The 21,605-nt window shown below is 43.2% G+C and carries 25 protein-coding genes; 15 read left to right on the top strand and 10 right to left on the bottom strand.

Annotated elements, in window-relative coordinates:
• Positions 1 to 113 precede the first annotated feature (113 nt).
• The 3 genes from bshB2 to pdxK all read right to left on the bottom strand — a co-directional run bounded on the left by bshB2 (position 114) and on the right by pdxK (position 2,114).
• On the bottom strand, positions 114 to 806 hold the full coding sequence (gene bshB2 / locus ACH0BF_RS05135) for a bacillithiol biosynthesis deacetylase BshB2 (protein WP_182917161.1): 693 nt from the start codon (positions 804 to 806) through the stop codon (positions 114 to 116).
• Between the two features lie 38 nt (positions 807 to 844).
• Positions 845 to 1,198: a YojF family protein gene (locus ACH0BF_RS05130; RefSeq protein WP_406908982.1), complete on the bottom strand. Its 354-nt coding sequence runs from the start codon at positions 1,196 to 1,198 to the stop codon at positions 845 to 847.
• Positions 1,199 to 1,304: 106 nt separating this feature from the next.
• Entirely contained in the window at positions 1,305 to 2,114 is an 810-nt protein-coding gene (pdxK, locus tag ACH0BF_RS05125) for a pyridoxine/pyridoxal/pyridoxamine kinase (protein WP_120035394.1), read from the bottom strand.
• A 137-nt stretch (positions 2,115 to 2,251) separates the two neighbouring features.
• On the opposite strand from pdxK, the gene ACH0BF_RS05120 reads away from it, so the two are divergent.
• The 4 genes from ACH0BF_RS05120 (at position 2,252) to ACH0BF_RS05105 (ending at position 4,694) form a co-directional block, all read left to right on the top strand.
• Positions 2,252 to 2,977 carry a DUF4230 domain-containing protein gene (locus ACH0BF_RS05120; protein WP_406908981.1) on the top strand — a complete coding sequence of 242 codons (726 nt, stop codon included), beginning with the start codon at positions 2,252 to 2,254 and terminating at the stop codon, positions 2,975 to 2,977.
• A gap of 52 nt (positions 2,978 to 3,029) precedes the next feature.
• Positions 3,030 to 3,710: a uracil-DNA glycosylase gene (locus tag ACH0BF_RS05115; RefSeq protein WP_120035390.1), complete on the top strand. Its 681-nt coding sequence runs from the start codon at positions 3,030 to 3,032 to the stop codon at positions 3,708 to 3,710.
• 317 nt (positions 3,711 to 4,027) lie between these two features.
• On the top strand, positions 4,028 to 4,315 hold the full coding sequence (locus ACH0BF_RS05110; protein ID WP_120035385.1) for a YwdI family protein: 288 nt from the start codon (positions 4,028 to 4,030) through the stop codon (positions 4,313 to 4,315).
• 10 nt (positions 4,316 to 4,325) lie between these two features.
• Positions 4,326 to 4,694 carry a DUF423 domain-containing protein gene (locus tag ACH0BF_RS05105; RefSeq protein ID WP_120035383.1) on the top strand — a complete coding sequence of 123 codons (369 nt, stop codon included), beginning with the start codon at positions 4,326 to 4,328 and terminating at the stop codon, positions 4,692 to 4,694.
• Positions 4,695 to 4,736: 42 nt separating this feature from the next.
• On the opposite strand, the gene gerQ is transcribed toward ACH0BF_RS05105, so the two are convergent.
• Entirely contained in the window at positions 4,737 to 5,153 is a 417-nt protein-coding gene (gerQ, locus tag ACH0BF_RS05100; protein WP_120037997.1) for a spore coat protein GerQ, read from the bottom strand.
• Positions 5,154 to 5,317: 164 nt separating this feature from the next.
• Positions 5,318 to 6,064 (bottom strand): hydrogen peroxide-dependent heme synthase, encoded by a 747-nt coding sequence (gene hemQ / locus ACH0BF_RS05095; RefSeq protein WP_340851941.1) that lies wholly within the window; start codon positions 6,062 to 6,064, stop codon positions 5,318 to 5,320.
• A gap of 191 nt (positions 6,065 to 6,255) precedes the next feature.
• Here hemQ and pta point away from each other — a divergent pair, with 191 nt between their 5' ends.
• Together pta and lipL are read left to right on the top strand one after the other, a co-directional pair.
• The gene (pta, locus tag ACH0BF_RS05090; protein ID WP_120035379.1) at positions 6,256 to 7,230 is read left to right on the top strand and encodes a phosphate acetyltransferase; all 975 of its coding nucleotides are present in this window, start codon (positions 6,256 to 6,258) and stop codon (positions 7,228 to 7,230) included.
• A gap of 88 nt (positions 7,231 to 7,318) precedes the next feature.
• Entirely contained in the window at positions 7,319 to 8,167 is an 849-nt protein-coding gene (gene lipL / locus ACH0BF_RS05085) for an octanoyl-[GcvH]:protein N-octanoyltransferase (RefSeq protein WP_406908988.1), read from the top strand.
• A gap of 127 nt (positions 8,168 to 8,294) precedes the next feature.
• Here the strand turns inward: lipL and ACH0BF_RS05080 are convergent, their stop codons facing one another.
• Positions 8,295 to 8,984 carry an RsfA family transcriptional regulator gene (locus tag ACH0BF_RS05080; protein ID WP_120035376.1) on the bottom strand — a complete coding sequence of 230 codons (690 nt, stop codon included), beginning with the start codon at positions 8,982 to 8,984 and terminating at the stop codon, positions 8,295 to 8,297.
• A gap of 218 nt (positions 8,985 to 9,202) precedes the next feature.
• Here ACH0BF_RS05080 and ACH0BF_RS05075 point away from each other — a divergent pair, with 218 nt between their 5' ends.
• From ACH0BF_RS05075 to ACH0BF_RS05065, 3 genes are all read left to right on the top strand, one after another.
• Positions 9,203 to 9,427, top strand: a complete 225-nt coding sequence (locus tag ACH0BF_RS05075) for a YuzB family protein (RefSeq protein ID WP_340851945.1) — start codon at positions 9,203 to 9,205, stop codon at positions 9,425 to 9,427.
• Between the two features lie 236 nt (positions 9,428 to 9,663).
• Entirely contained in the window at positions 9,664 to 10,962 is a 1,299-nt protein-coding gene (locus ACH0BF_RS05070; protein ID WP_406908979.1) for an HD domain-containing protein, read from the top strand.
• Positions 10,963 to 10,995: 33 nt separating this feature from the next.
• A complete protein-coding gene (locus ACH0BF_RS05065) occupies positions 10,996 to 11,499 on the top strand; it encodes a YwgA family protein (RefSeq protein WP_120035372.1) in 504 nt (167 codons plus the stop codon).
• Between the two features lie 167 nt (positions 11,500 to 11,666).
• Here ACH0BF_RS05065 and ACH0BF_RS05060 read toward each other — a convergent pair whose 3' ends face one another.
• Positions 11,667 to 12,002: a 2-hydroxymuconate tautomerase gene (locus ACH0BF_RS05060; RefSeq protein ID WP_259455636.1), complete on the bottom strand. Its 336-nt coding sequence runs from the start codon at positions 12,000 to 12,002 to the stop codon at positions 11,667 to 11,669.
• Between ACH0BF_RS05060 and ACH0BF_RS05055 the strand changes: the two genes are divergently transcribed.
• Together ACH0BF_RS05055 and ACH0BF_RS05050 are read left to right on the top strand one after the other, a co-directional pair.
• Positions 11,978 to 12,622: a site-2 protease family protein gene (locus tag ACH0BF_RS05055; RefSeq protein ID WP_120035370.1), complete on the top strand. Its 645-nt coding sequence runs from the start codon at positions 11,978 to 11,980 to the stop codon at positions 12,620 to 12,622. The two genes, ACH0BF_RS05060 and ACH0BF_RS05055, sit on opposite strands and share 25 nt — an antisense overlap.
• Positions 12,623 to 12,649: 27 nt before the next feature.
• A complete protein-coding gene (locus ACH0BF_RS05050) occupies positions 12,650 to 13,156 on the top strand; it encodes a YwhD family protein (protein WP_120035368.1) in 507 nt (168 codons plus the stop codon).
• Positions 13,157 to 13,389: 233 nt separating this feature from the next.
• Here the strand turns inward: ACH0BF_RS05050 and ACH0BF_RS05045 are convergent, their stop codons facing one another.
• A complete protein-coding gene (locus ACH0BF_RS05045) occupies positions 13,390 to 15,444 on the bottom strand; it encodes a transglycosylase domain-containing protein (RefSeq protein WP_340851947.1) in 2,055 nt (684 codons plus the stop codon).
• Between the two features lie 190 nt (positions 15,445 to 15,634).
• Between ACH0BF_RS05045 and speE the strand changes: the two genes are divergently transcribed.
• Positions 15,635 to 16,465, top strand: a complete 831-nt coding sequence (speE, locus tag ACH0BF_RS05040) for a spermidine synthase (protein ID WP_120035364.1) — start codon at positions 15,635 to 15,637, stop codon at positions 16,463 to 16,465.
• A 32-nt stretch (positions 16,466 to 16,497) separates the two neighbouring features.
• The gene (speB, locus tag ACH0BF_RS05035; RefSeq protein WP_340851948.1) at positions 16,498 to 17,385 is read left to right on the top strand and encodes an agmatinase; all 888 of its coding nucleotides are present in this window, start codon (positions 16,498 to 16,500) and stop codon (positions 17,383 to 17,385) included.
• Positions 17,386 to 17,512: 127 nt separating this feature from the next.
• On the opposite strand, the gene ACH0BF_RS05030 is transcribed toward speB, so the two are convergent.
• Positions 17,513 to 17,854, bottom strand: a complete 342-nt coding sequence (locus ACH0BF_RS05030; RefSeq protein WP_120035360.1) for a hydrolase — start codon at positions 17,852 to 17,854, stop codon at positions 17,513 to 17,515.
• A gap of 160 nt (positions 17,855 to 18,014) precedes the next feature.
• Here ACH0BF_RS05030 and ACH0BF_RS05025 point away from each other — a divergent pair, with 160 nt between their 5' ends.
• Both ACH0BF_RS05025 and argS read left to right on the top strand, forming a co-directional pair.
• The gene (locus ACH0BF_RS05025; RefSeq protein WP_340851949.1) at positions 18,015 to 18,458 is read left to right on the top strand and encodes a YwiB family protein; all 444 of its coding nucleotides are present in this window, start codon (positions 18,015 to 18,017) and stop codon (positions 18,456 to 18,458) included.
• An 83-nt stretch (positions 18,459 to 18,541) separates the two neighbouring features.
• Complete coding sequence (argS, locus tag ACH0BF_RS05020; RefSeq protein WP_406908978.1) at positions 18,542 to 20,212, top strand: arginine--tRNA ligase; 1,671 nt, start codon at positions 18,542 to 18,544, stop codon at positions 20,210 to 20,212.
• 43 nt (positions 20,213 to 20,255) lie between these two features.
• On the opposite strand, the gene ACH0BF_RS05015 is transcribed toward argS, so the two are convergent.
• Positions 20,256 to 21,449, bottom strand: coding sequence for a phospholipase D-like domain-containing protein (locus ACH0BF_RS05015; protein WP_340851951.1), 1,194 nt, complete (start codon positions 21,447 to 21,449; stop codon positions 20,256 to 20,258).
• Positions 21,450 to 21,605 lie beyond the last annotated feature (156 nt).

Genomic DNA, 21,605 nt, shown 5'->3' with positions numbered 1-21,605 from the left:
CAGCCCCCATTCACAAGCAAAATAAAAAGGACTGTAGACAAACTCTAGAATTTCATTGAGTTTGTCTACAGTCTGACAAGAGGATGACCTATTTGGTCATCCTCTTGTTTAATTTATTGCAGCTCGCTTACCTTGTCATCGTCCCAGCGATAATTCCAAAAGCGTTCAAACTTTATGCGCTGAATAGTTGCTTCGTCATTTTGCGCAAGCAGCTTTTCCATTTCCTTTAGCATCCAGGCCGTTTGAGAGATATGAGCGCGCAAGGCAGCCATCTTCTGCTCGAAAACGTCTGAAATATCATAGACAAGATCCGGTGCCCCAAGATCTGTGTCTGTATTATTGGCAAACGCAACGAGATGAAGCTTCGGTCGTTTATCTTCTGGGAGCCGGCGAACGGCACGAATAACGGCGCGCGCGGTAGCTTCATGATCGGGATGCACGGCGAAGCCGGGATAAAAGCTAATGATAAGAGAAGGGTTCAACTCAGCAAGCAAACCGGAAACGAGATCGGCCATTTTCGTATCATCTTCAAATTCCAGCGTTTTATCACGTAATCCCATCATGCGCAAATCTTGAATATCAATTGCTTCGGCAGCTTTTATCAGCTCAGCCTTACGGATATCCGGCAGCGATTCCCGGGTAGCGAACGGCGGATTCCCGAGGTTTCGTCCCATTTCCCCAAGTGTCAGACAAGCATATGTAACAGGGGTCCCTCTTTTTCTATGTGTAGCAATAGTGCCAGAAACACCAAAGGCTTCATCATCAGGATGCGGAAAAATAACGAGTACGTGCTGTTCTTTTTCAATTTCCGTTAACATATGGGAGAATCACCTTCCTTTACAAATTATTTAAACGGTTCTTCGCCTATTTGCAAAGCAACAGCGAGCTTTCCGTCAAAGCCATGGCCGGCAAGAAGCAGCCTGCCGTTTTCATCGAAGCCGAAATGGGTCAGTCCTTCTGCATATACCCAGCCAATTGATAGTTTCAGCCCGACGCGGTAGGGGCCTTCCCCAACTATTTTTCCATGCTCGTAAACGAGCTTAGCATTGCGTATATAAGCACCTGCTGAAAAAAACTTCTCATCAAAGTGAGAGGCATAAGCTCCATTCGTCGTTTCTAAATGGATATATACTTCCTTCTGAGCAAATCGGTCAATCGATTCTTGAACCTTTGCTACAATAATTGGCTCCACGTTCATCCACCTCCATAAGCACCTGTAATGAACATTTTACAAGAAATAATTAGGGATTGCGAAAAATGAGCCTAAAAAGCCATCCTTTTAACAATGGATGGCTTAAAATTTCTTAGTTTCTAATTTGATTGAAAGCACCGTGCATAACTGGACCGACATATTGGTTTAGCTTGAAGCCGTGGCGAATGGCTGCGCTGACGAAATCTTTCGCATTAGATACGGCCGTTTTTACATCTTGTCCTTTTGCCAAGTTGGCTGTAATAGCAGCAGCAAATGTACATCCAGCTCCATGATTGTAAGTAGTGGCTACTTTTTCGGCTTCTAATACAGTGAATTCATTGCCGTCATAGAAGACATCGACTGCTTTTTCATGCTCGAGCTGTTTGCCGCCTTTCACAACGACATTTTTGGCGCCCAAGTCATGAATTTTTTTAGCGGCTTCTTTCATTTGTTCTAATGTACGGATCGGCCCAATTCCAGAAAGTTGTCCGGCTTCAAATAAGTTCGGTGTTACAACGGTAGCGATCGGCAGTAAAAATTCACGCATAGCAACCGGTGCTTCCGGATTTAAGACTTCATCTTCCCCTTTGCATACCATAACTGGGTCAATCACGACTTTATCTAGTCCATTGGCTTTAATATGCTTGCCTGCTACTTCAATGATCTCAGCAGTTGCCAGCATCCCGGTTTTTACAGCATCAATTCCGACAGACATGGCAGTTTTTAATTGGGCTTCTAGTGTATCAATAGATAGCGGGTGAACACCATGGCTCCAATGATTGTCGGGGTCCATCGTCACGATGGTTGTCAGCGCCGTCATTCCATAGACACCGTGCTCCTGAAATGTTTTCAAATCTGCTTGAATGCCTGCGCCGCCGCTTGTATCTGATCCTGCAATGGTTAATACTTTTTTCATTTCCATGCTGCAAAAATCCTCCTTTGAGTGTATAGCGATATAAGTTGCTATTAACATTTTAAAAAATTAAAACATTTTGTACAAGCCTTTTGGCGCGCATGGCTGTTAAGATAAGGGTAATAAACCCATATAGGAGGGATGAGATGGACCGCAAGGAAAGGGAAAAGCTGGAGCAGCTGGAAGCACTTATAAAAGAACTAAAGGCCGGGCGCAGTGAGACAGCATCTACAGCAGCGGCAACAGGAGGACTGCCTGTGTTCTTGACAGGAAAAGCAACAAGATGGCTGCTCGCTCTCTTTGTGTTAGTTATGCTTGCCCTTGGAACGTTTGGTCTCCTATCTTTATATTCTGATTCCGGGCAAGGAGAGCCGGCTGCTTTTGTTGAACAAATCAAGAATTTAAATTCACTGGCTACGGCAGAAGCTTATGTAAAGGCAGTAATTGAACAGGAAGACAATAAGCTCTTTGGACAAAAGATTGGTGTAGACGTGCTGGGAACAAAAAGGAAAGTTTTGTTAATTGTGCCTGGGAAAGTGCTCGCAGGTGTGGATTTAAGTAAACTATCAAAAGCGGATATTCAAGTGGATGAAAAGAATAAAACAATTAAAATCCATATCCCCAGAGCAAAAATTTTGCAAGAGCCGGCTCTTATGACTGATCAAGTAAAGCTGTTCTCAGTGGAAGGAATCTTTCGGGAGAAGGTGGATTGGAAAGAAGGGTATACCCTTGCAGATGAAGCTAGGCAGTTAATTAAAAAAGAAGCGGTTGAGCAGGGGCTGCTTCAAAAAGCCGAAGAAAATGCCATACAATCGCTTGAGCAATTTTTTGAGCATATCGGGTATAAAGCAACTGTAAAGATTTCAGGATAGTAAGAGACCAGATTCTAACAATTATCAGGATGATGGAGAAGGAGTGGTGGGAATGACAAAGAAAATATTGCAAAACGACTGGGGCGAGCTGCTGGCGGAAGAGTTTGAGAAACCTTATTACCAGGAGCTGCGTGAATTTCTCAAAAAGGAATATGCAACAAAAACAATTTACCCTAATATGGATGATATTTACAATGCTCTTCGTTATACAGCTTATAAAGACGTAAAGGTAGTTATTCTCGGCCAGGACCCCTATCATGGTCCTGGACAAGCGCATGGATTAAGTTTTTCAGTGAAGCCGGATGTTCCAGTGCCGCCTTCCCTGCGAAATATTTTTAAAGAGCTGCATAGCGATTTAGGATGTCCCATTCCGCACAACGGTTACTTGGTGCCATGGGCAGAGCAAGGGGTGCTTTTGCTCAATACCGTGCTGACTGTGCGACAAGGTGAAGCTCATTCCCACCAAGGAAAAGGCTGGGAGCGGCTGACGGACCGGATTATTTCCTTGATCAGCAGCCGTGAAAAGCCCGTTGTGTTTATTTTATGGGGAAAGCCAGCTCAAAAGAAGCTTGTGCTGATTGACGAAAAGAAACATTGCATCATTCAAGCACCGCATCCAAGTCCTCTATCGGCTTCAAGAGGCTTCTTTGGCAGCCGTCCTTTTTCAAAAGCCAATGAATGTCTGGAGAGGTTTGGAGAAGAGCCGATTCATTGGGAAATAAACGATCAATAAATTTCGTCAATATACGCTGTTTCACGTGAAACAAAGCTAATAAATGACAGCATTCGCCTTTGTCAAAAAGAATTCTTATTCCGATTGGATAAAATTTGTTAGAATGAAAAGCAGAAGGGGCGTGAGCGGATAAATGGAAAAGGTGAATTGTTTTCAGTGCAAATACTTTTTTGTTACGTGGGACCACAAAAGCCCGCGCGGCTGTCGGGCATACGGTTTTAAGACGAGGCAGCTGCCGTCAGCATTCGTTCTGCAGGCTTCTGGTCATCCATGCCGCCAATTCACGCCTAAGCTCGTTAAAAAGTAGTAGGAGGTGCATGAAAATAAACATTTCTCATTTATCCGTCTTAAATAAAATAGAAGAAGAGATCCGGCAGGCACGACTTGCTGAAAAAAGTGGCATGATGAAGCAGCATATTTACACCGTCCGGACGTTATGTGAAGTGCTGCTTGATGAGTCAGACAAGACAGGAGCAGCGGCTGTCCTCCCTGAGTCACTGCCGATTCGGCAGGTAGCCTCTCAGCCGGCGCAACCAGCATTAAGCCAGGCTGAAAAGCTTCAAACGGACGATGGGGCAAATGGCGATTCTATATTTGATTTTTAAGGAGAAGAAAATGAAACTATTTATTATCATTGGGGCAATCAATGCCTTTTTATCTGTAGCGCTTGGCGCGTTTGGCGCCCACGGCTTGGAAGGGAAAGTAGAGCCGAAGTACTTGGAAATTTGGAAAACCGGTGTTCAATACCAAATGTTTCACGCTTTAGGAATGGTTCTAGTTGGTATCCTTATAGGGCAAGTCCAGTTTAGCTCTATGTTGAACTGGTCTGGCTGGATGATGCTTATCGGAACGGTTATTTTTTCAGGCAGCTTGTATGCTCTCACGCTGTCGGGGATCAAAGTGCTAGGAGCTATCACGCCAATTGGCGGTGTTGCTTTTCTAGTGGGCTGGGTGCTGCTCGTTTTAGCGGCTATAAAATTCTAATATAAAAGCTGCTCTCTGAAAAAAGAGAGCAGCTTTTATTAATTAACGTGGCGGATAGGAAGCAAGTCCGCCACCTGTTCCTGCCCCCGCTCCACCAGGGACCGGATAATTGTATTCTATCGGCTCATCAAAGGTAGCATAATCTAAAGAGACCATCAGGATTAAATAGCGCATTCCTGTTTGCGGATCACTCAAGATTAAGTGGTCACGTCCGGCAGCTTCAATAATTCCTTTAAAGATTTTCGCATTCCATTCACGGTTGTTTTCAAACGTTGTGTAGACTGTTACTGGTTTTCCGCGGTTCAGACGAAAAATATTCTCGATGTATGACTGTTCTGAAGGCAGCATGCCAGGGACATTTATTCCGCCTCCTGGTGAAGATGATATGCCCCCGGGAGGTACGCTTGGAGTAGTAGGGGCTGTATACATTGGATAGGGCTGATAATAATAAGATGGCATACCACTTTGCCTATATGGACTAGCAGTTGATGGACTCACAGGAACCCTCCTTGAACGAATAGATTTTTCAAATCGGTTGTCAATTAATGTGTATGTGGAAATTTGAGTTTCATGACAAAATAAAAAGCCTTTTCTAAAATGTAGAAAAGGCTTTAGGCAGTTTTTTAATTAATTTGCAGCATTTGCTCCAACTTAGAATCATCGAGCAGATTGCCGACAAAGAACGCTCCGAATTCGCCGTAACGGGCGCTGACTTCATCAAACCGCATTTCATATACAAGTTTTTTAAATTGAAGCACATCGTCAGCGAATAGTGTAACGCCCCATTCATAATCATCGAAACCGACAGACCCAGTAATAATTTGTTTCACTTTGCCAGCATATTGGCGGCCGATCATGCCATGGCTGCGCATAAGTTTCCCGCGCTCTTCCATTGGGAGCATGTACCAGTTATCTTCTCCTTGGCGGCGCTTATCCATTGGATAGAAGCAAACATGCTTTGCTCTTGGCAGCTCAGGATATAAGCGGGAACGAATCTGCGGGTTTTGATATGGATCTTCATCACTGGATAAGTAATTGCTCAATTCGACAACAGATACGTAAGAATAGCCTGGGATTGTGAATTCGGCAATTTTTAACTTGTTGAATTCCGTTTCAATAGCATTTAACTCTTCCATTGTCGGGCGAAGAATCATCAGCATAAAATCAGCTTTTTGGCCAACGATGCTGTAAAACGCATGGCTTCCCTCTTTTGCCTCGTGAACGGCATTTAACTTATTGAGAAATTGCTGGAACTCATAAATAGCTGTTTGACGTTCATCACTTGAAAGCAACTTCCAAGTCGTCCAATCAATCAGACGAAAATCATGCAGACAATACCAGCCGTCAATTGTTTTTGCAGCTTCACTCATCTTATTCACTCCTTATGTAAATGTTTTCAGTTATTAATATAACATACATCTGGAGGCAATCCATAAAAGTGCTTTGACGGGTGTGTGAACATAAAAAGGAGAGGGAATGATGGAGAAGAGACATTTTATTATGTAAAATCATAACTGTAGAAGGTATCCTGAGTATAGGAAGGGATAAGGAGGGAATTGGAATGAGTGATTTATTTACGGCTTTAGAAAACAAGCTTTCCGGACAGAACGTAAGAATTGTTTTCCCGGAAGGACATGATGAACGCATAGTAGCTGCTGCGAGCCGGCTGGCGAAAGAAAATCTGTTAACACCGATCCTCATCGGCGATGAGCAGGAAATTAAGCAGAAGGCTTCCCAGCTGCAAGCAGGACTGGAAGGAATCGAAATTGTTGATCCTGCAAGCGACAGTCGTCTTAATGAACTTGTTCAATCATTCGTTGAACGCCGGAAAGGCAAAGCAACAGAAGAGGAAGCACAGAATATCTTAATGGATGAAAATTATTTTGGTACAATGCTTGTTTACAAAGGCTATGCCGAAGGGCTTGTAAGCGGGGCTGCCCATTCTACAGCTGATACGGTTCGCCCGGCCTTACAAATTATCAAAACAAAGCAAGGAGTCAAAAAAACATCTGGTGTGTTTATTATGGTACGTGGAGAAGAGAAATATGTTTTTGCTGATTGTGCGATCAATATTGCTCCAGATAGCAATGATTTAGCGGAAATTGCCATTGAGAGTGCCAAAACGGCAGAAATGTTTGACCTTTCGCCGCGGATTGCTATGCTAAGCTTCTCGACAAAAGGATCGGCGAAGTCCCCGGAAACGGAAAAAGTGGAAGAAGCCCTCCAATTAGCGAAAGAGAGAGAACCAGAATTGGTCATTGACGGAGAATTTCAATTTGATGCAGCATTTGTTCCGTCTGTTGCTAGGAAGAAGGCGCCGGATTCGGTCATTCAAGGAGATGCCAATGTCTTTATTTTTCCAAGCTTAGAAGCAGGGAATATCGGTTATAAGATTGCCCAGCGTCTTGGTAACTTTGAAGCGGTTGGACCGATCTTGCAAGGATTGAATGCGCCGGTGAATGACCTGTCCCGCGGCTGCAGTGAAGAAGATGTGTACAAACTGGCGCTGATTACTGCTGCCCAGTCACTAAAATAACAGTTGCATTGAATGACTGTTCCCGATAAAGTAAGGTCAGACCGGCGTCTGCCGGTTTTTTTGATGTGACTATCGAGAAGGAGAACACATTATGAATGAATCGCTACAATTACTTAAGCAGCCGGAGTGGCGCCTGATTGATCAGTCAAGCTTAGGGCCGATGTTCAGCGCACTTCAGTCGTTTGCCGCCGATGATACATTATGTACATCAGTCGGTGCTGGCTCCAGCCCACCGACTGCGAGAGCATGGGTTCACCATAGCACCGTAGTGCTCGGTATCCAGGACACAAAACTTCCTTTCCTGCAGGAGGGAATCAAGCTTTTACAAGAAGCTGGTTTACAAGTTATCGTTCGTAACTCGGGGGGGCTTGCTGTAGCACTTGATGAGGGTGTGCTTAATTTATCGCTTATTTTTCCTGATACAGAAAAAGGGATTGATATTGATCGTGGCTATGAAGCGATGTATCTGTTGATTAAACAAATGTTTTCCGGCTTTTCTGCAAGGATTGACGCCTATGAAATTGTAGGCTCTTATTGTCCGGGAAGTTATGATTTAAGCATCGGTGGAAAAAAGTTTGCTGGCATTTCCCAACGGCGCATTCGCCGTGGAGTGGCTGTTCAGATTTATTTATGTGTAAGCGGCAGCGGCTCAGAAAGAGCATCACTTATCCGCCGCTTCTACGAGACAGCCAAAAAAACAGAAATAACCAAGTGGGATTACCCTGATATCCAGCCCGAGGTGATGGCTTCATTGTCTGAACTGCTGGGCCGCAAACTTACTGTCCAAGATGTGATGCTGCGGTTTTTAAATACTCTTCATCAACATGCCGGCCGTCTCTATGCGAGTTCACTGCATGGAGAAGAAGTGGATCTTTACCAAGGGTATTTACAGCGCGTAACCGAACGCAATGAAAAAGCCTTGACCGCAGAAAGCTGAAGAAAAACAGATAAGCAGCATCTCTAAAAGGTTTCTATATTCTTTTCTCATATTCATGTATTCAATCAGCAGCAGGCTGTCAAAAAAGAAAGGTGTCCGAAAGACGAAGCTCTCGGGACACCTTTATTTATTCAGCTAGCTTTTCCAGGTTGCCGTTGCGGTCCATTTTAAAGGCTGTAGGACTAGGCTCTTCTTCATCAAAGAGAACGAGCTTTCTGGCACGGTTCATTATCTTTATTAGTGTTTCATAGTCTTCTTGCATAGTGACAGTGTTTTGCTCTAGCTCGCGTACAGTTTCTTCCAATGCGGCTTTCTCTTTTGTCAGCTGCTCTACTTCATGCTTTAATCTTGCATTCTCTTGTTTTAGACGGTCTGACTGGTAAGTAGTGCTAGACAGAGTTTGTAAAAAGGCAATCACTTTTTCCATAGACAGTTCTTCATTGTTCACCGGTGACACATACGGCAGCTGTTCAGTTTCTATCTCTATATCATTAGGAAGCGGCAAAGACATAGCCTCGACTTCTTCAATAGAAGGAACAGGAGGCTGATACAACAATTTTTTCTTGCCGCCTTGTTCTTTTCCAAGCAGTCGGTTGCGTTGTTTGCGTTGTTTTTTAGCGAGAGCGAGTGCTTTTTCATATTGATGGCGAACAACTGCGTTCCAGCGAAAGCCGCAGGCAGCAGAAGTCCGGTTTAGCTGATCTCCCACTTCCTCGAACGCATTTAATTGTGTACTTCCTTCACGCACGTGGCGCAATACTGTTTCAGCGAGCAATAGATCATTTTCCTCTGACCATGCATCTTGTCTGTTTTTCATTACATTCAACTCCTTGTTTTAGTAAAAGTTTAATTACTGACAGGATGATCCAAATACGTTAGATTTATACCAATATTAAAAAATAATTTTTTTCTGCTAGTTTCCCTGTTTAGCCGGCACACGAAAGCTTCAGGGACGATTCGAGTGCTTGCCAACCGTTTTTTTTCGATGTAAAATACCGTTTAGCTTAACCTTATTTAAGAAAGGATTGTATATAGATGGCAAACGAATTTCGAGTTTGCGATGATTGCCAGGCAGTTAACTTGAAAACTCTTGTGCCAAAGCTGAAGGGCATCGATCCAGAAGCAAAAATCGACGTAGCCTGTCAGTCTTACTGCGGCCCTGGCCGTAAAAAAACATTTACTTTTGTCAATAACCGACCGGTTGCTGCTTTAACTGAAGAAGAACTTATGGAAAAAGTAAAGAAGAAGCTAAAGAGATAAAGATGAATCACCTGTCGGATGTTGGATAAGGTGATTTTTTGTTTAAGAAGCACCGGCTCCAGAATCGGTGAATGATTCTATGAATTTCGTTTCCTACCGGTATTTCTTCGACAAAGAGCACATAGAACGCCCCCTTTATTTCACTATATGCAGGAGAAAGAAGGTTTCTTCCTCCTATCTTCATAATTTCTTCGCTATAATTAAAATAATGAATAAGTATGAATAGGGGGGACAAAATGGAGTACGCAAAGAGCAAGCTGAAAGAAGAAAAAGTGTTTAAGGACCCTGTTCACCGTTATATCCACGTTCGCGATTTAGTTATTTGGGATTTGATCGGTACAAAAGAGTTCCAGCGGCTGCGTCGGATTCGTCAGCTTGGAACGACATATTTGACGTTCCATGGAGCGGAACATAGCCGTTTTAATCATTCACTAGGCGTTTATGAGATTGTTAGACGCATTGTCGACGATGTATTTGCAGAGCGTCCAGAATGGAACAAGGAGGACCGCCTGCTTTCGTTGTGTGCCGCTCTTTTGCATGATGTCGGACATGGACCGTTTTCACATTCATTTGAAAAAGTGTTTCAGCTCGATCATGAAGAGTTTACGAAACAGATTATTCTTGGAGAAACTGAAGTGAATGCTGTGTTATCAAGAGTGAGTAAAGACTTTCCTAAACAAGTGGCAGAAGTCATTGGCAAAACTCATGAAAACAAGCTTGTTGTCAGTTTAATCTCGAGCCAGATTGATGCAGACCGAATGGATTATCTCCAGCGTGATGCATATTTCACTGGGGTCAGCTACGGACATTTTGATATGGAGCGCCTGCTGCGTGTGATGCGGCCGCGTGAGGATCAAGTTGTCTTCAAGCAAAGCGGGATGCATGCGGTAGAAGACTATATTATGAGCCGCTATCAAATGTATTGGCAAGTATATTTCCATCCGGTAACCCGAAGTGCAGAAGTTCTGCTGACAAAAATTCTCCATCGGGCGAAAGAGCTGGACCGCCAAGGCTACGCTTTTACATATGCACCTTTGCATTTTTACTCCATCTTTCAAGAGCAATATAGTCTTGCAGACTACTTGAAACTCGATGAAGCGGTCATGCTGTATTACTTTCAAGTTTGGCAGGAAGAAAAAGATCCGATTCTAAGTGACTTGTGCCGCCGATTTGTCAATCGAGATTTATTTAAGTACGTCGAATTTGACCCTGCTAAAGAGTACCGCAAGCATAGCGAGCTGGAAGCATTGTTTAGAAAAGCCGGCATTGACCCGGAATACTATCTTGTGTTTGATTCTTCGTCGGACCTTCCTTACGATTTCTATCGGCCGGGAGAAGAAGAGGAGCGGCTGCCGATTTACTTGTTGATGAATACAGGGGAGCTGCGCGAACTATCACGTGAGTCGGATATTGTTGATGCCATTTCAGGTAAGAGACGAACAGACCATAAGTTATATTTTCCTGCCGATTTATTAAATGACGATTCGTCAAAACGCAATATTAAACGGCAAATACGATCCATTTTAGAAATCTGACGCCGGGAATGATACAGTGGGAGTTGAGAAAAGTTGTTAAAAGAGCATGCAAAATTGATGGGGGTCTTTGCGGCCTGCGGAGAAGTCATTGGGCGGAAAAAACTGCAAAAGATGATCTACATTGCGAAGAAAATTTCATTTCCTTTTCAGGAGAAATTTGAGTTTCATTTTTATGGCCCTTATTCAGAAGAGCTAACGCTTCGAGTGGAAGAATTATGCAACATGGAATTTATTGATGAAGTTAGAGAGAAAAAAGGCGGTTATTATCAATACCGTTATACGTTAACAGAAGAAGGCAAAGCTTTTCTTCAGCATGCTGAAGTAGACATACCGCATTTACAGGAAGCGGTCACAGAAATGAATAACCAAAGCGCCCGATTCCTTGAGCTTGTGTCTACCGTTCTTTACTTCGATGCACTGACGAGAGAGGAAGTAGCAGAAAAGATTTTTACATTAAAAAGAAAACAGCGCTACACCGAGGAAGAGATTGAAGAAGCTTATACTTATATTGAGCAGTTAAAAGCCCAACTGCAATAAGGAAAGCAAAACCCGATGCTAAGGAATGAGAAGCCTAGGCTGAGTTGATGAAATGATGATTTGCAGCCATGTAACGAGAGTGGCTGATAGCCTCAAGTCTTCAAGGAGCACGGAATGGGGCAATAAAAGAGCCCGCTTTCAAACGGACTCTTTTACCGATTAAGCCATTAATCTTCGTCACTGAGTCTTTTACCGGCAACAGCATAATGGTTTTTAGACATTTCTTCAATGAAAACCACTACTTTGTCCACAGAAGCGCCAGTTGTTTCCGTCACAGCGGCTGTCACTTTTTCGACAAGCGCCTTTTTCTGCTCTTCTGTACGGCCCTCTAGCATTTTTACAGTTACGTAAGGCATATTTCTTGGCTCCCTTCCATATGGTTCAATAACAATACAACCAAATTGTATGCTTTTCAAAGGGGACAAGCAATATATCAAGATGAAAATCTCTACTAAAATAAAATAAAGGGGTTTAACATTTGGACCGATTTTTAGCTTTTTCATTGCAGGAACTGCCGTTTGTCGTGATTACGCTCATTGTGGCCTTCACCTTCCATGAATTTGCCCATGCGTATGTTGCTCATAAATTCGGGGATGATACGGCAAAGAACCAAGGCCGGCTAACGCTCAATCCTGTTCATCATCTCGATCCTATCGGGACAATTTTACTTTTAATTGCTGGATTCGGATGGGCAAGGCCAGTACCGGTTGACCGCCGAAATTTTCAAAATCCCCGCCTTGCAGGAATACTAGTATCACTTGCCGGCCCTCTGAGCAATTTTTTAATTGCCGCCATTGCTTACGGAATTTTATTTTTTTCTGTTGGTGCAGGGCTGCCGCCATTTTTTATTGATCTGCTTAATATGATGGTTTGGCTCAATGTTGTTTTATTCGTGTTTAACCTGTTGCCGCTGCCGCCGCTTGACGGTTACCGGATTATCGAGGATATCGTCCCGCCATCTGTCCGGGTTAAGTTAACGCAGTACGAGCAGTATGGCACGCTAATCTTTTTGATTCTTGTCATTACACCGCTTTATCAATACACAATCCAGCCAATTTTTAGTTTTGTGTTGCCTTCCATCATTCAAGGCTTTAACACGATTTTTATGATACTGTTTGGTTAATGCGACTGTAAGAAAGGAGAATGTCTTATGGAAAAAAAGAAAAAGGTTGGCTTTAATATTATTAAAAATGATCCAACAGATGGTCACAAAGGCTTTGGAAAAGGAGCTCTTTCCCTGGAGAATGTTTCTCCAGTCTTTATCGACGTGGAGGAGAGAGAAGCCTTCATTGATGTAGGTGCTATGCACGCCCGCAGTGCTGTAGAAAAAGGAATTAAGTTCCTCTCAAACAAAGAAGAGGTTCCGGAAGGCGCCAAGCCATACTGGCTCGTCTGGGTAACGGTAGACCAGGGAGAGAAGGGCCCCTTCTATGCAGGTGTCACAGCGTGCGAGTTAACGGTCAATCGTGAAAAACGTCGCGGCTACAAGTCGCTTCCCGAACATGTGAATCGCATGGATAAATCGTTGAAAAGCCATGTGATTGTCGAACATATGGATGCTCCTTCGAAAGAGGTGCTGAAAGCTTTTTTACAAAATCATAATGCTGAAATGTGGGAAAACTCTTCTGCAAAGTTAAAGGAAGACTTAACAGATTGATTATCCTTTTATTCCCTTTTTAGTGAACAATATTTGAACGTTTTTTGAAAATGATGTTCACATCTTGCCCAATAACTAGAAAGAAAGTACACTTAAGGTAATGCATAAATTGCATAAGCTAGGACAAGAAAAAGCCCCGGACCGCACATCCGGGGTTTTTTCTTGTCCTATTTTAGTTAGGTGAGCGCATCATTTGACAAAGACAAAAAGGGTAAAAATAGTAGAGTTTTTGTCTAGAAAAGAGGAAATAGACGCTTCATCCAGCTTTCCTCGTTTTTCTTTTCTTTGGTTTTCTCTTTTTTCGGTAAATGATCCGTGCAGTATTCTTCTGGCTCGGTCCCTTCTATAAAATACATTTTTCTCGTTACTGGACAGTGGCTGCTCGCGATCTTTCCATTCTCCGGGTTGATATCTACGGCGATGACGCCTTTAGGCTTTGGAAATTTCTTCACCGCTTTGCCTCGGTGAGCATTCTCCATAAAACTGAGCCACATGTCTTTGGCATAATGCTTGTCCTCAACTTTCCTTATTTCCCTGCCATCGTCATATCCTGTCCATATGCCGGCAGCCAGCTGGGGAGTGAATCCGATCATCCAGTAATCATAAGTAGTTGACCCTGACTTGCCGGCGTAGGGACGTGTCATTTTCGGCACGAGCGAAGCGCCGGTCACACTAGCATAGCTACTTAGATTTTTGTCGAACATCCCGGTCATCATATGAGTGAGTACGGCTGTTTGTTTTTTATCAAATCGCTGCTCTTTGTCCGGTTTATGTTCGTAAAGAACCTCTCCGTTCGCATTCTCTACCCGCTGAATAAAAATAGGCTCTTCGTATTTTCCGCCGTTTGCTATGGTGGCGTAAGCATTCACCATTTCGAGCGCACGGACCCCGGATGTACCCAGTGCCAGTGACGGCAGTGGTTTTAGCTGGGTGGATATTCCAAAACGCTCTGCTGTTTTAACAAGGGTTTCTGGCTTTAAAAACAAGTGTGTTTTAACGGCATAAATATTATCTGAAACAGCAAGCGCCTGTTCCATGGTTACCTCTCCGTCAGCATAGCGTTGGTTAAAATTGCTTGGCTTATATACCTTTTGGCCATTATCGTACTGGAAGGCTGTTTTTTCGCTTGTTAGCCGGGTGGCGGGAGTATAGCCGTTTTCAAGTGCCGCATAATATAAAAATGGCTTAAATGTCGATCCTGGCTGGCGAATAGCCTGGGTTGCCCGGTTATAAGAGCTCTCGTTAAAGTCTTTTCCTCCAGCAAGAGCAGTGACAAAGTGTGTTTTCGGTTCAATGGAAACGAATGCGGGCTGAATGTCGGAATCGTCAGGAATCACTTTTTTAATGGTTTTCTCGGCAATGTATTGATGCTCCCTGTTTAACGTAGTGTAAACACGCAGTCCGCCAAGTGCAATGGTCTGTTCATCCACGCCTAGCTTATTAGCGAGTACTTGCTGGACAGCTTGCCGAAAGTAGGGAGCTGCTTCCGAATCGGTATGCAAATGCTCACCAATGATGTGCACTTTATCTGCAACTGCTCTCTGGTGTTGCTCAGGTGTAATCACACCACTCTCTTCCATTTCATTTAAAATTACCTTTTGTCGTTCTTTAGCCTTTGCTAGTGACGAAAGGGGCGAATAAATAGAGGGGCCCTTTGGTACGCCGGCGAGCATGCTGGCTTCTGCTAATGACAGGTTTTTTGCACTCTTGCCGAAATAGAATTGGCTGGCAGCTTCAATGCCATAGGCCCCGTGTCCATAATAAATTGTATTTAAATAACCTTCTAAAATTTGTTCCTTCGTATAGTTCATTTCAATCCGAACGGTATAGAGCGCTTCAGACAATTTACGCTTCCATGTTTTATCATGGGAAAGATACAGGTTTCGGGCGTATTGCTGGGTAATCGTGCTGGCTCCTTGAACTTTAGCCATGGCTTTCACATCAGCGACGGCCGCTCCTGCCATTCGTTTAAAATCAAAGCCATTATGCTCGAAGAACTTCTTATCTTCTACAGCAAGAGTAGCTTGAACAAGGTAGGGGGATACTTTATCAAGACTGACCCAATACCTTTTTTCCCCGGTATAGCTTTCACCGATCACCTGTCCGTCAGCGGCATAATAAATTGTAGACTGCGGGACGGCCACTTCCGGTTCGCCCAGCATCTTTACGTATAAAAAACCGGCTCCAATAAGCAGCAACAGGCCAGCCGCAGCAAAAAGACCGAGAAACAATCCTGCGCGTATCCATTTAACTGTTTTGTGATAGCCTGACAGGGTAATGACTGTCATATAAGGTTACCTGCCTTAAAAAGAATAATTACACATAGTATGAAAAAAATTCCTAATTTTTAAACGTAGTAGAGGGATATTTTCATACAGATGGAACCGGCGGAAAAAATAACTTGAATTTTTGCGGGATTCCACTATACTTTTTTCAGTGCAATTGGAAAACATTCATTTGCAGAAAGGAAGAGATGACATGAGCGAACTTTGGTATACAGAAAAACAGACGGAAAACTTTGGGATTACAATGAAGGTTAAGCGTACGCTTCATACAGAGCAAACCGATTTTCAATATTTAGAAATGATGGAGACAGAGGAATGGGGCAACATGCTGTTTTTAGACGGCATGGTTATGACATCTCAAAAAGATGAATTTGTTTACCATGAAATGGTGGCACACGTACCATTGTTTACTCACCCAAACCCGGAAAATGTTTTAGTTGTCGGTGGTGGGGACGGCGGTGTCATCCGCGAGGTGTTAAAGCATCCGGAAGTGAAAAAAGCAACACTTGTTGATATTGACGGTAAAGTAATCGAATATTCAAAGAAGTTCCTGCCTGAAATTGCAGGGGAACTGGACAATGCGCGTGTGGATGTACGTGTAGATGATGGGTTTATGCATATTGCTAAGAGTGAAAATGAATATGATGTAATCATGGTTGATTCAACAGAACCAGTTGGCCCGGCAGCAAGCTTGTTTACTAAGGGCTTTTATGCCGGCATTGCCAAAGCACTAAAAGAGGATGGTATTTTTGTTGCACAAACAGATAATCCTTGGTTCAAAGCAGATCTAATTCGTGAAGTACAGCGTGATGTAAAAGAAATTTTCCCAATTACACGCTTGTATACAGCGAATATCCCTACTTATCCGAGTGGTATGTGGACATTCACCATCGGCTCAAAAAAATATGATCCGTTGGAAGTGAGCGATGAGCATTTCCACGAAATTGAGACGAAATATTATACGAAGGAACTGCACAAGGCGTCGTTCGTTCTACCGAAATTTGTAAAAGATTTAACTGAGTAATCGGCTATTTTGATAAAAGAGGTGGGAAAGTTATGCGTTTTGATGAAGCGTATTCGGGCAACATCTTTATTGGTGCCCAGCAGGAATATAAGAACAGCCGGGTAGTCTTATACGGCATGCCAATGGACTGGACAGTCAGCTACCGTCCAGGTTCCCGTTTTGGCCCGGGGCGTATTCGTGAAGTATCAATTGGCTTGGAGGAGTACAGTCCTTATCTGGATCGCGAACTGGCGGAGGTTAATTATTTTGATGCGGGGGATATTCCGCTGCCTTTTGGCAATGCAGCAAAAAGTCTGGATTTAATCGAGGACTACATTGACAGTCTATTAGCAGACGGAAAATTTCCACTTGGCATGGGCGGCGAGCACCTTGTTTCCTGGCCGGTCATGAAGGCTATCGCAAAAAAATATCCTAATCTGGCAATTATTCATATGGACGCCCATACAGATCTCCGTACAGAGTATGAAGGCGAACCGCTTTCCCACTCTACGCCAATCAGAAAGATTGCTGAATTGATTCATCCTGAAAATGTTTACTCCTTCGGTATTCGTTCCGGAATGAAAGAAGAGTTTCAATGGGCGAAGAAAAATGGGATGCATATCTCTAAATTTGAAGTACTTGAGCCGCTGAAAGAAATTTTGCCGAAGCTTGCTGGCCGGCCGGTATATGTCACAATTGATATTGACGTTCTTGATCCAGCTCATGCTCCGGGAACTGGAACGGTGGACGCAGGAGGAATTACTTCCAAGGAATTGCTGGCGGCTATCCATGCAATTGCCCATTCCGAAGTGAACGTTGTTGGCGGTGACCTTGTAGAAGTCGCTCCAATCTACGATCCTTCCGAACAAACGGCCAATACTGCCGCTAAGCTAATTCGTGAAATGCTGCTTGGCTGGGGCTTAGTGAACAAGGCAAAGTAAGAGCCGTTCGGTTAGAGAGAATAGAATGAGACGTTGTACTCAATCAGGGGAGGCCGATTGGTTAGCCTTCTAAAATAGCACCCGGCATACGAGATTGCCGGGTGCTTAATTCTTTTGGGAAATATAATTAAAAGTCTTTTCTATCATTGAGGCGGTATTCATCTAAAATGCCCATCTCATCAATATGGCGTCGGGCTTGCTCGTCGCCAAATTTATAAATCAAACCGTAAATGGCGATAAGCGCCCGGTCATACTTATCATTTTTTTCTTTGTAAGAATAATCGAGATAAGGAACATGAGCGCGGACAAAGGTTTCAATCTCAGCTCCATATTCTTCTTCAAAGACACGCTTGATAAAAGCGGCCTCCTGATCAGTGGCTTCTATTCTGAAATTGCCTTCACTTGCAGCGGTGGGCAACACTTCTTTACTGGCAGGATCTACATAGTATATTCTTTTTACCTCTTCCATCGTTCAACAACTCCAATCCCTTTTTCTATTGATGTACCACAAGTGATCCCCCTTTAATCATGCATTCAGCGAAATTTAAACGATGTCCATTGCATTTTTAAATAAACATTTTTATACTTAATAAGTTATAAGGAAGAATTTTTAAAAGGATGTGAACAGCTTGGTACAGAATCCGCAAGCATCTGTTCCTGTCGATATCCATTTAACAACAAGCATTGAACATGAGGGAGAGAAGGAAGTTTTTGAATTTATGCTCTCCGGGGAATTTCAGGAAAAGAATGGGTCCTTTTTTTTGAAGTATAATGAAGTTCAAGAAGAGGGCACGATTCAAACGATTGTGAAGTTTTCTGACAAAGGCGCTGTTATTTTACGCAGCGGTGCTATCAAGATGAGACTGCCGTTTAACGAGAAGGAACAAATGAATGGTTCATACGAGAGTCCTCAAGGCACATTGGCTATGTCAACTCGAACAAACAAGCTGTCGCACAGCCATACATACAAAGAATCGCAACTTGAAGGAGCGCTCCAGCTTGACTACCATTTGCTTATGCAGGGAATAGCAGTGGGCAGTTATACACTGGATCTTACGTTTAAAAGTACATAGAGAAACGTTTCATAGGAGGAACATAACAAGGGGCATTTCCCATTCTTTAAAGCATCGAAGAATATCGAGGAGGTATCATAGAAATGAACGTAGCAGAGAAGGTACAGGAGGAGTTAAAGGCGGAAGTAAAGGCGGCAGTGTTGAAGGCCGGTTTAGCTCAGGAAGAAGAAATTCCCGTTGTAGTATTAGAAACGCCAAAGGAAAAGGCACACGGTGACTATTCAACGAACATGGCGATGCAGCTGGCTCGCGTGGCGAAGAAAGCTCCGCGTGCCATTGCAGAAGAGATTATTGCTCACTTTGATCTCTCAAAAGCCTCCATTGAAAAAATTGAAATTGCTGGTCCTGGCTTTATTAACTTTTATATGAACAACGCGTATTTAACCGACCTGATTCCAGTTGTATTAAAAGAAGGCGGGGATTATGGAAAAACAGACGCTGGTCACAATGAAAAGGTTCAAGTGGAGTTTGTATCTGCCAACCCAACGGGAGATTTGCATCTTGGTCATGCCAGGGGAGCCGCTGTCGGCGATTCTTTGTGCAACGTGCTTGAAAAAGCCGGTTACAACGTTACCAGAGAATATTACATTAACGATGCTGGCAACCAAATCAACAATTTGGCTTTATCTGTTGAAGCCCGCTATTTCCAGGCGCTCGGCCAAGACAAGGAAATGCCGGAGGACGGTTACCACGGTCAGGACATCGTTGGCATCGGAAAAAAGTTAGCTGATGAGTTTGGTGATAAGTTCGCTGCAATGACGGAGAAAGAGCGATATGAGGCATTCAGGGAATATGGCCTGAAGTATGAAATGGAAAAGCTAAAAACTGATCTGGAGAATTTTCGTGTTCCATTCGATGTTTGGTATTCGGAAACTTCCCTTTACAAAAATGGAAAGATTGATGAAGCGCTTGCTGCCTTACGTGAAAAAGGCCATATTTATGAAGAGGATGGGGCGGTTTGGTTCCGCTCAACGGCATTCGGGGATGACAAAGATCGCGTTTTAGTGAAAAATGATGGCACCTACACCTATTTAACGCCAGACATTGCATATCATAGAGACAAATTTGAGCGCGGCTACCAAAAAGTAATCAATATTTGGGGAGCCGATCACCACGGCTACATTCCACGAATGAAAGCAGCGGTAGAAGCACTTGGCTATAATCCGGATAATTTAGAAGTTGAGGTTATTCAACTTGTTCATTTATACAAAAACGGCGAGAAAATGAAAATGAGCAAACGGACCGGAAAAGCAGTAACGATGCGGGAGCTTGTTGAAGAGGTTGGATTAGATGCTGTTCGCTATTTCTTTGCTATGAGAAGCGGTGACACACATATGGACTTTGACCTCGATCTGGCTGTATCTGAGTCAAATGAGAATCCTGTCTACTATGCACAGTACGCACATGCCCGTATTAGCAGTATTTTGCGCCAGGGAGAAGAACAGGAGATCACAGTTAACAAAGAAGCAGACTTGTCACTCATCGGTGCTGAGAAAGAGATCGACTTGCTAAAGAAAGTCGGCGATTTTCCACAAGTGGTGGCGGAAGCTGCTGAGAAGCGTATCCCACACCGTATTGCTAACTATATTCAAGAACTATCCGCTGCGTTCCATAGCTTCTATAATGCGGAAAAAGTGTTAGATCCAAATAATAAACAATTATCTGAAGCTCGCCTTGCTTTAGTAAAAGCTGTACAGATTACATTAAAAAATGCTCTGCAGCTTATTGGTGTATCCGCACCTGAAAAAATGTAAAGAAAAAGCTTGCCCTGCAAACTGCAGGGCAAGCTTTCTTCTATTACAAAAAATCCTTCAATAAATGGGCAGCTTTTGTTTTCACCTTTTCGCTAAAAGTGAAAGGGTACAAATCTTTTATTGCAAGCGGTCGGCTGTTTTTTAGATCTTCCTCAAGAAAAGGCCGAATTTGATGAATGAATGCCTCACTGTAAATAAAACAGTTACACTCAAAGTTGATGATCTGGCTACGGGCATCAAAGTTTGCTGTGCCAAGATCACATACCTTATCATCGAAAATAATAATTTTCGCGTGGTAAAACCCGTTTGTAAATGATTGAACACGGGCATTTGGAAAAAGCAGCAGCTCTCTTAAAAATGGCCAGGCAGCTTCTTTTACAAGCGGATGATCTTCATTACCGGGAATCAGAACCGTAACACAGACACCACGCTCCAGTGCGCGGAGGAGCTCATCAAAGATAGGCTTCGTTGGAATAAAGTAAGGCGTTCCAATAAAAATAGAGTGCTGGGTGTGCTGGATGAGATTGATTAATTTTTCTTGAAGATTTCCGTTTCCAGAAGGGAAAATAACATGTTCCACTCCGCTTTCGCTTTCCAAATCTGTCTCCACTTGCCGAAGATGAGGACGATTCTCCTGGTTCCAATCAGCAATGAACTCTGCTTCTAAATCAATAACACTGCGACCTGTTAAGCGTAAATGGTAATCCCGCCATGGAGAAAGCTGCGGGTTTTTGCTTTTATTTATATATTCGCGACCGACGTTAAAGCCGCCAAGATAGGCAACTGTACTATCAATGACGGTGATTTTTCGGTGATTCCGCTGCTGAAGAGTAAAAAAGAAATAAGGAAGCCGGGGTTTACCAAAAAAGCTCACTTGTACGCCGGACTGTTTTAAATCATCCAGATGGCGTCTTTTTACTTTTAAACTCCCATGCCAATCCATGAGTAGATATACCTCTATGCCGCTGCTTGCCTTCTCTTTCAATAGGTGAAAAAACTCTCGTGTAACACTATCGTCTTTTACAATATAAAAAAGGCAGTACACACGTTTACGAGCATTTTTTATATCGAAAAAAAATTGCTGAAAAAACTCAGGGCCGCTGCAGATAAAATCAATCGATCCCCTTCTCTTTGGGTACGTTCGCTGGAAAGATTGTCTTTCTGCGTTTTTTTGGCCGAAATAAAGATCCAGCCCAAGCCATGAAGCGAAGAGAGCGAGCCAGAAAAGTATCCTCATGAATCTTTTTCCTCCTTAAAGAAAGCAGCATTACTTCTATGCTTCCCAAAAAGAAAAAAAGACTCTCATAGGAATTGCGTAAAAAATATTTTAATTAGAGGTTGACTGAATGCTCATTCATAATATAATAAAGGTATAAACATTCTGAATAGTAAT

The organism is Pseudobacillus sp. 179-B 2D1 NHS, assembly GCF_045370945.1.
Lineage (GTDB): Bacteria > Bacillota > Bacilli > Bacillales > Domibacillaceae > Pseudobacillus.
The sequence above is the reverse complement of the archived record's forward strand: the minus strand, read 5'-3'. Positions and strand labels throughout refer to the sequence as shown.

Bases quoted from the DNA above. Each gene is read 5' to 3' on its own strand.
- ACH0BF_RS05050 (WP_120035368.1), top strand. From the start codon at position 12,650: ATGGAAAAAAAGAAAAAGGTTGGCTTTAATATTATTAAAAATGATCCA.
- ACH0BF_RS05130 (WP_406908982.1), bottom strand. From the start codon at position 1,198: ATGAACGTGGAGCCAATTATTGTAGCAAAGGTTCAAGAATCGATTGAC.
- hemQ (WP_340851941.1), bottom strand. From the start codon at position 6,064: ATGAGTGAAGCTGCAAAAACAATTGACGGCTGGTATTGTCTGCATGAT.
- ACH0BF_RS05120 (WP_406908981.1), top strand. From the start codon at position 2,252: ATGGACCGCAAGGAAAGGGAAAAGCTGGAGCAGCTGGAAGCACTTATA.
- ACH0BF_RS05060 (WP_259455636.1), bottom strand. From the start codon at position 12,002: ATGAAAAAGCTAAAAATCGGTCCAAATGTTAAACCCCTTTATTTTATT.
- ACH0BF_RS05075 (WP_340851945.1), top strand. From the start codon at position 9,203: ATGGCAAACGAATTTCGAGTTTGCGATGATTGCCAGGCAGTTAACTTG.
- ACH0BF_RS05070 (WP_406908979.1), top strand. From the start codon at position 9,664: ATGGAGTACGCAAAGAGCAAGCTGAAAGAAGAAAAAGTGTTTAAGGAC.
- pta (WP_120035379.1), top strand. From the start codon at position 6,256: ATGAGTGATTTATTTACGGCTTTAGAAAACAAGCTTTCCGGACAGAAC.
- ACH0BF_RS05015 (WP_340851951.1), bottom strand. From the start codon at position 21,449: ATGAGGATACTTTTCTGGCTCGCTCTCTTCGCTTCATGGCTTGGGCTG.
- ACH0BF_RS05110 (WP_120035385.1), top strand. From the start codon at position 4,028: ATGAAAATAAACATTTCTCATTTATCCGTCTTAAATAAAATAGAAGAA.
- ACH0BF_RS05045 (WP_340851947.1), bottom strand. From the start codon at position 15,444: ATGACAGTCATTACCCTGTCAGGCTATCACAAAACAGTTAAATGGATA.
- ACH0BF_RS05030 (WP_120035360.1), bottom strand. From the start codon at position 17,854: ATGGAAGAGGTAAAAAGAATATACTATGTAGATCCTGCCAGTAAAGAA.
- argS (WP_406908978.1), top strand. From the start codon at position 18,542: ATGAACGTAGCAGAGAAGGTACAGGAGGAGTTAAAGGCGGAAGTAAAG.
- ACH0BF_RS05080 (WP_120035376.1), bottom strand. From the start codon at position 8,984: ATGAAAAACAGACAAGATGCATGGTCAGAGGAAAATGATCTATTGCTC.
- speB (WP_340851948.1), top strand. From the start codon at position 16,498: ATGCGTTTTGATGAAGCGTATTCGGGCAACATCTTTATTGGTGCCCAG.
- ACH0BF_RS05105 (WP_120035383.1), top strand. From the start codon at position 4,326: ATGAAACTATTTATTATCATTGGGGCAATCAATGCCTTTTTATCTGTA.
- speE (WP_120035364.1), top strand. From the start codon at position 15,635: ATGAGCGAACTTTGGTATACAGAAAAACAGACGGAAAACTTTGGGATT.
- pdxK (WP_120035394.1), bottom strand. From the start codon at position 2,114: ATGGAAATGAAAAAAGTATTAACCATTGCAGGATCAGATACAAGCGGC.
- ACH0BF_RS05115 (WP_120035390.1), top strand. From the start codon at position 3,030: ATGACAAAGAAAATATTGCAAAACGACTGGGGCGAGCTGCTGGCGGAA.
- gerQ (WP_120037997.1), bottom strand. From the start codon at position 5,153: ATGCCATCTTATTATTATCAGCCCTATCCAATGTATACAGCCCCTACT.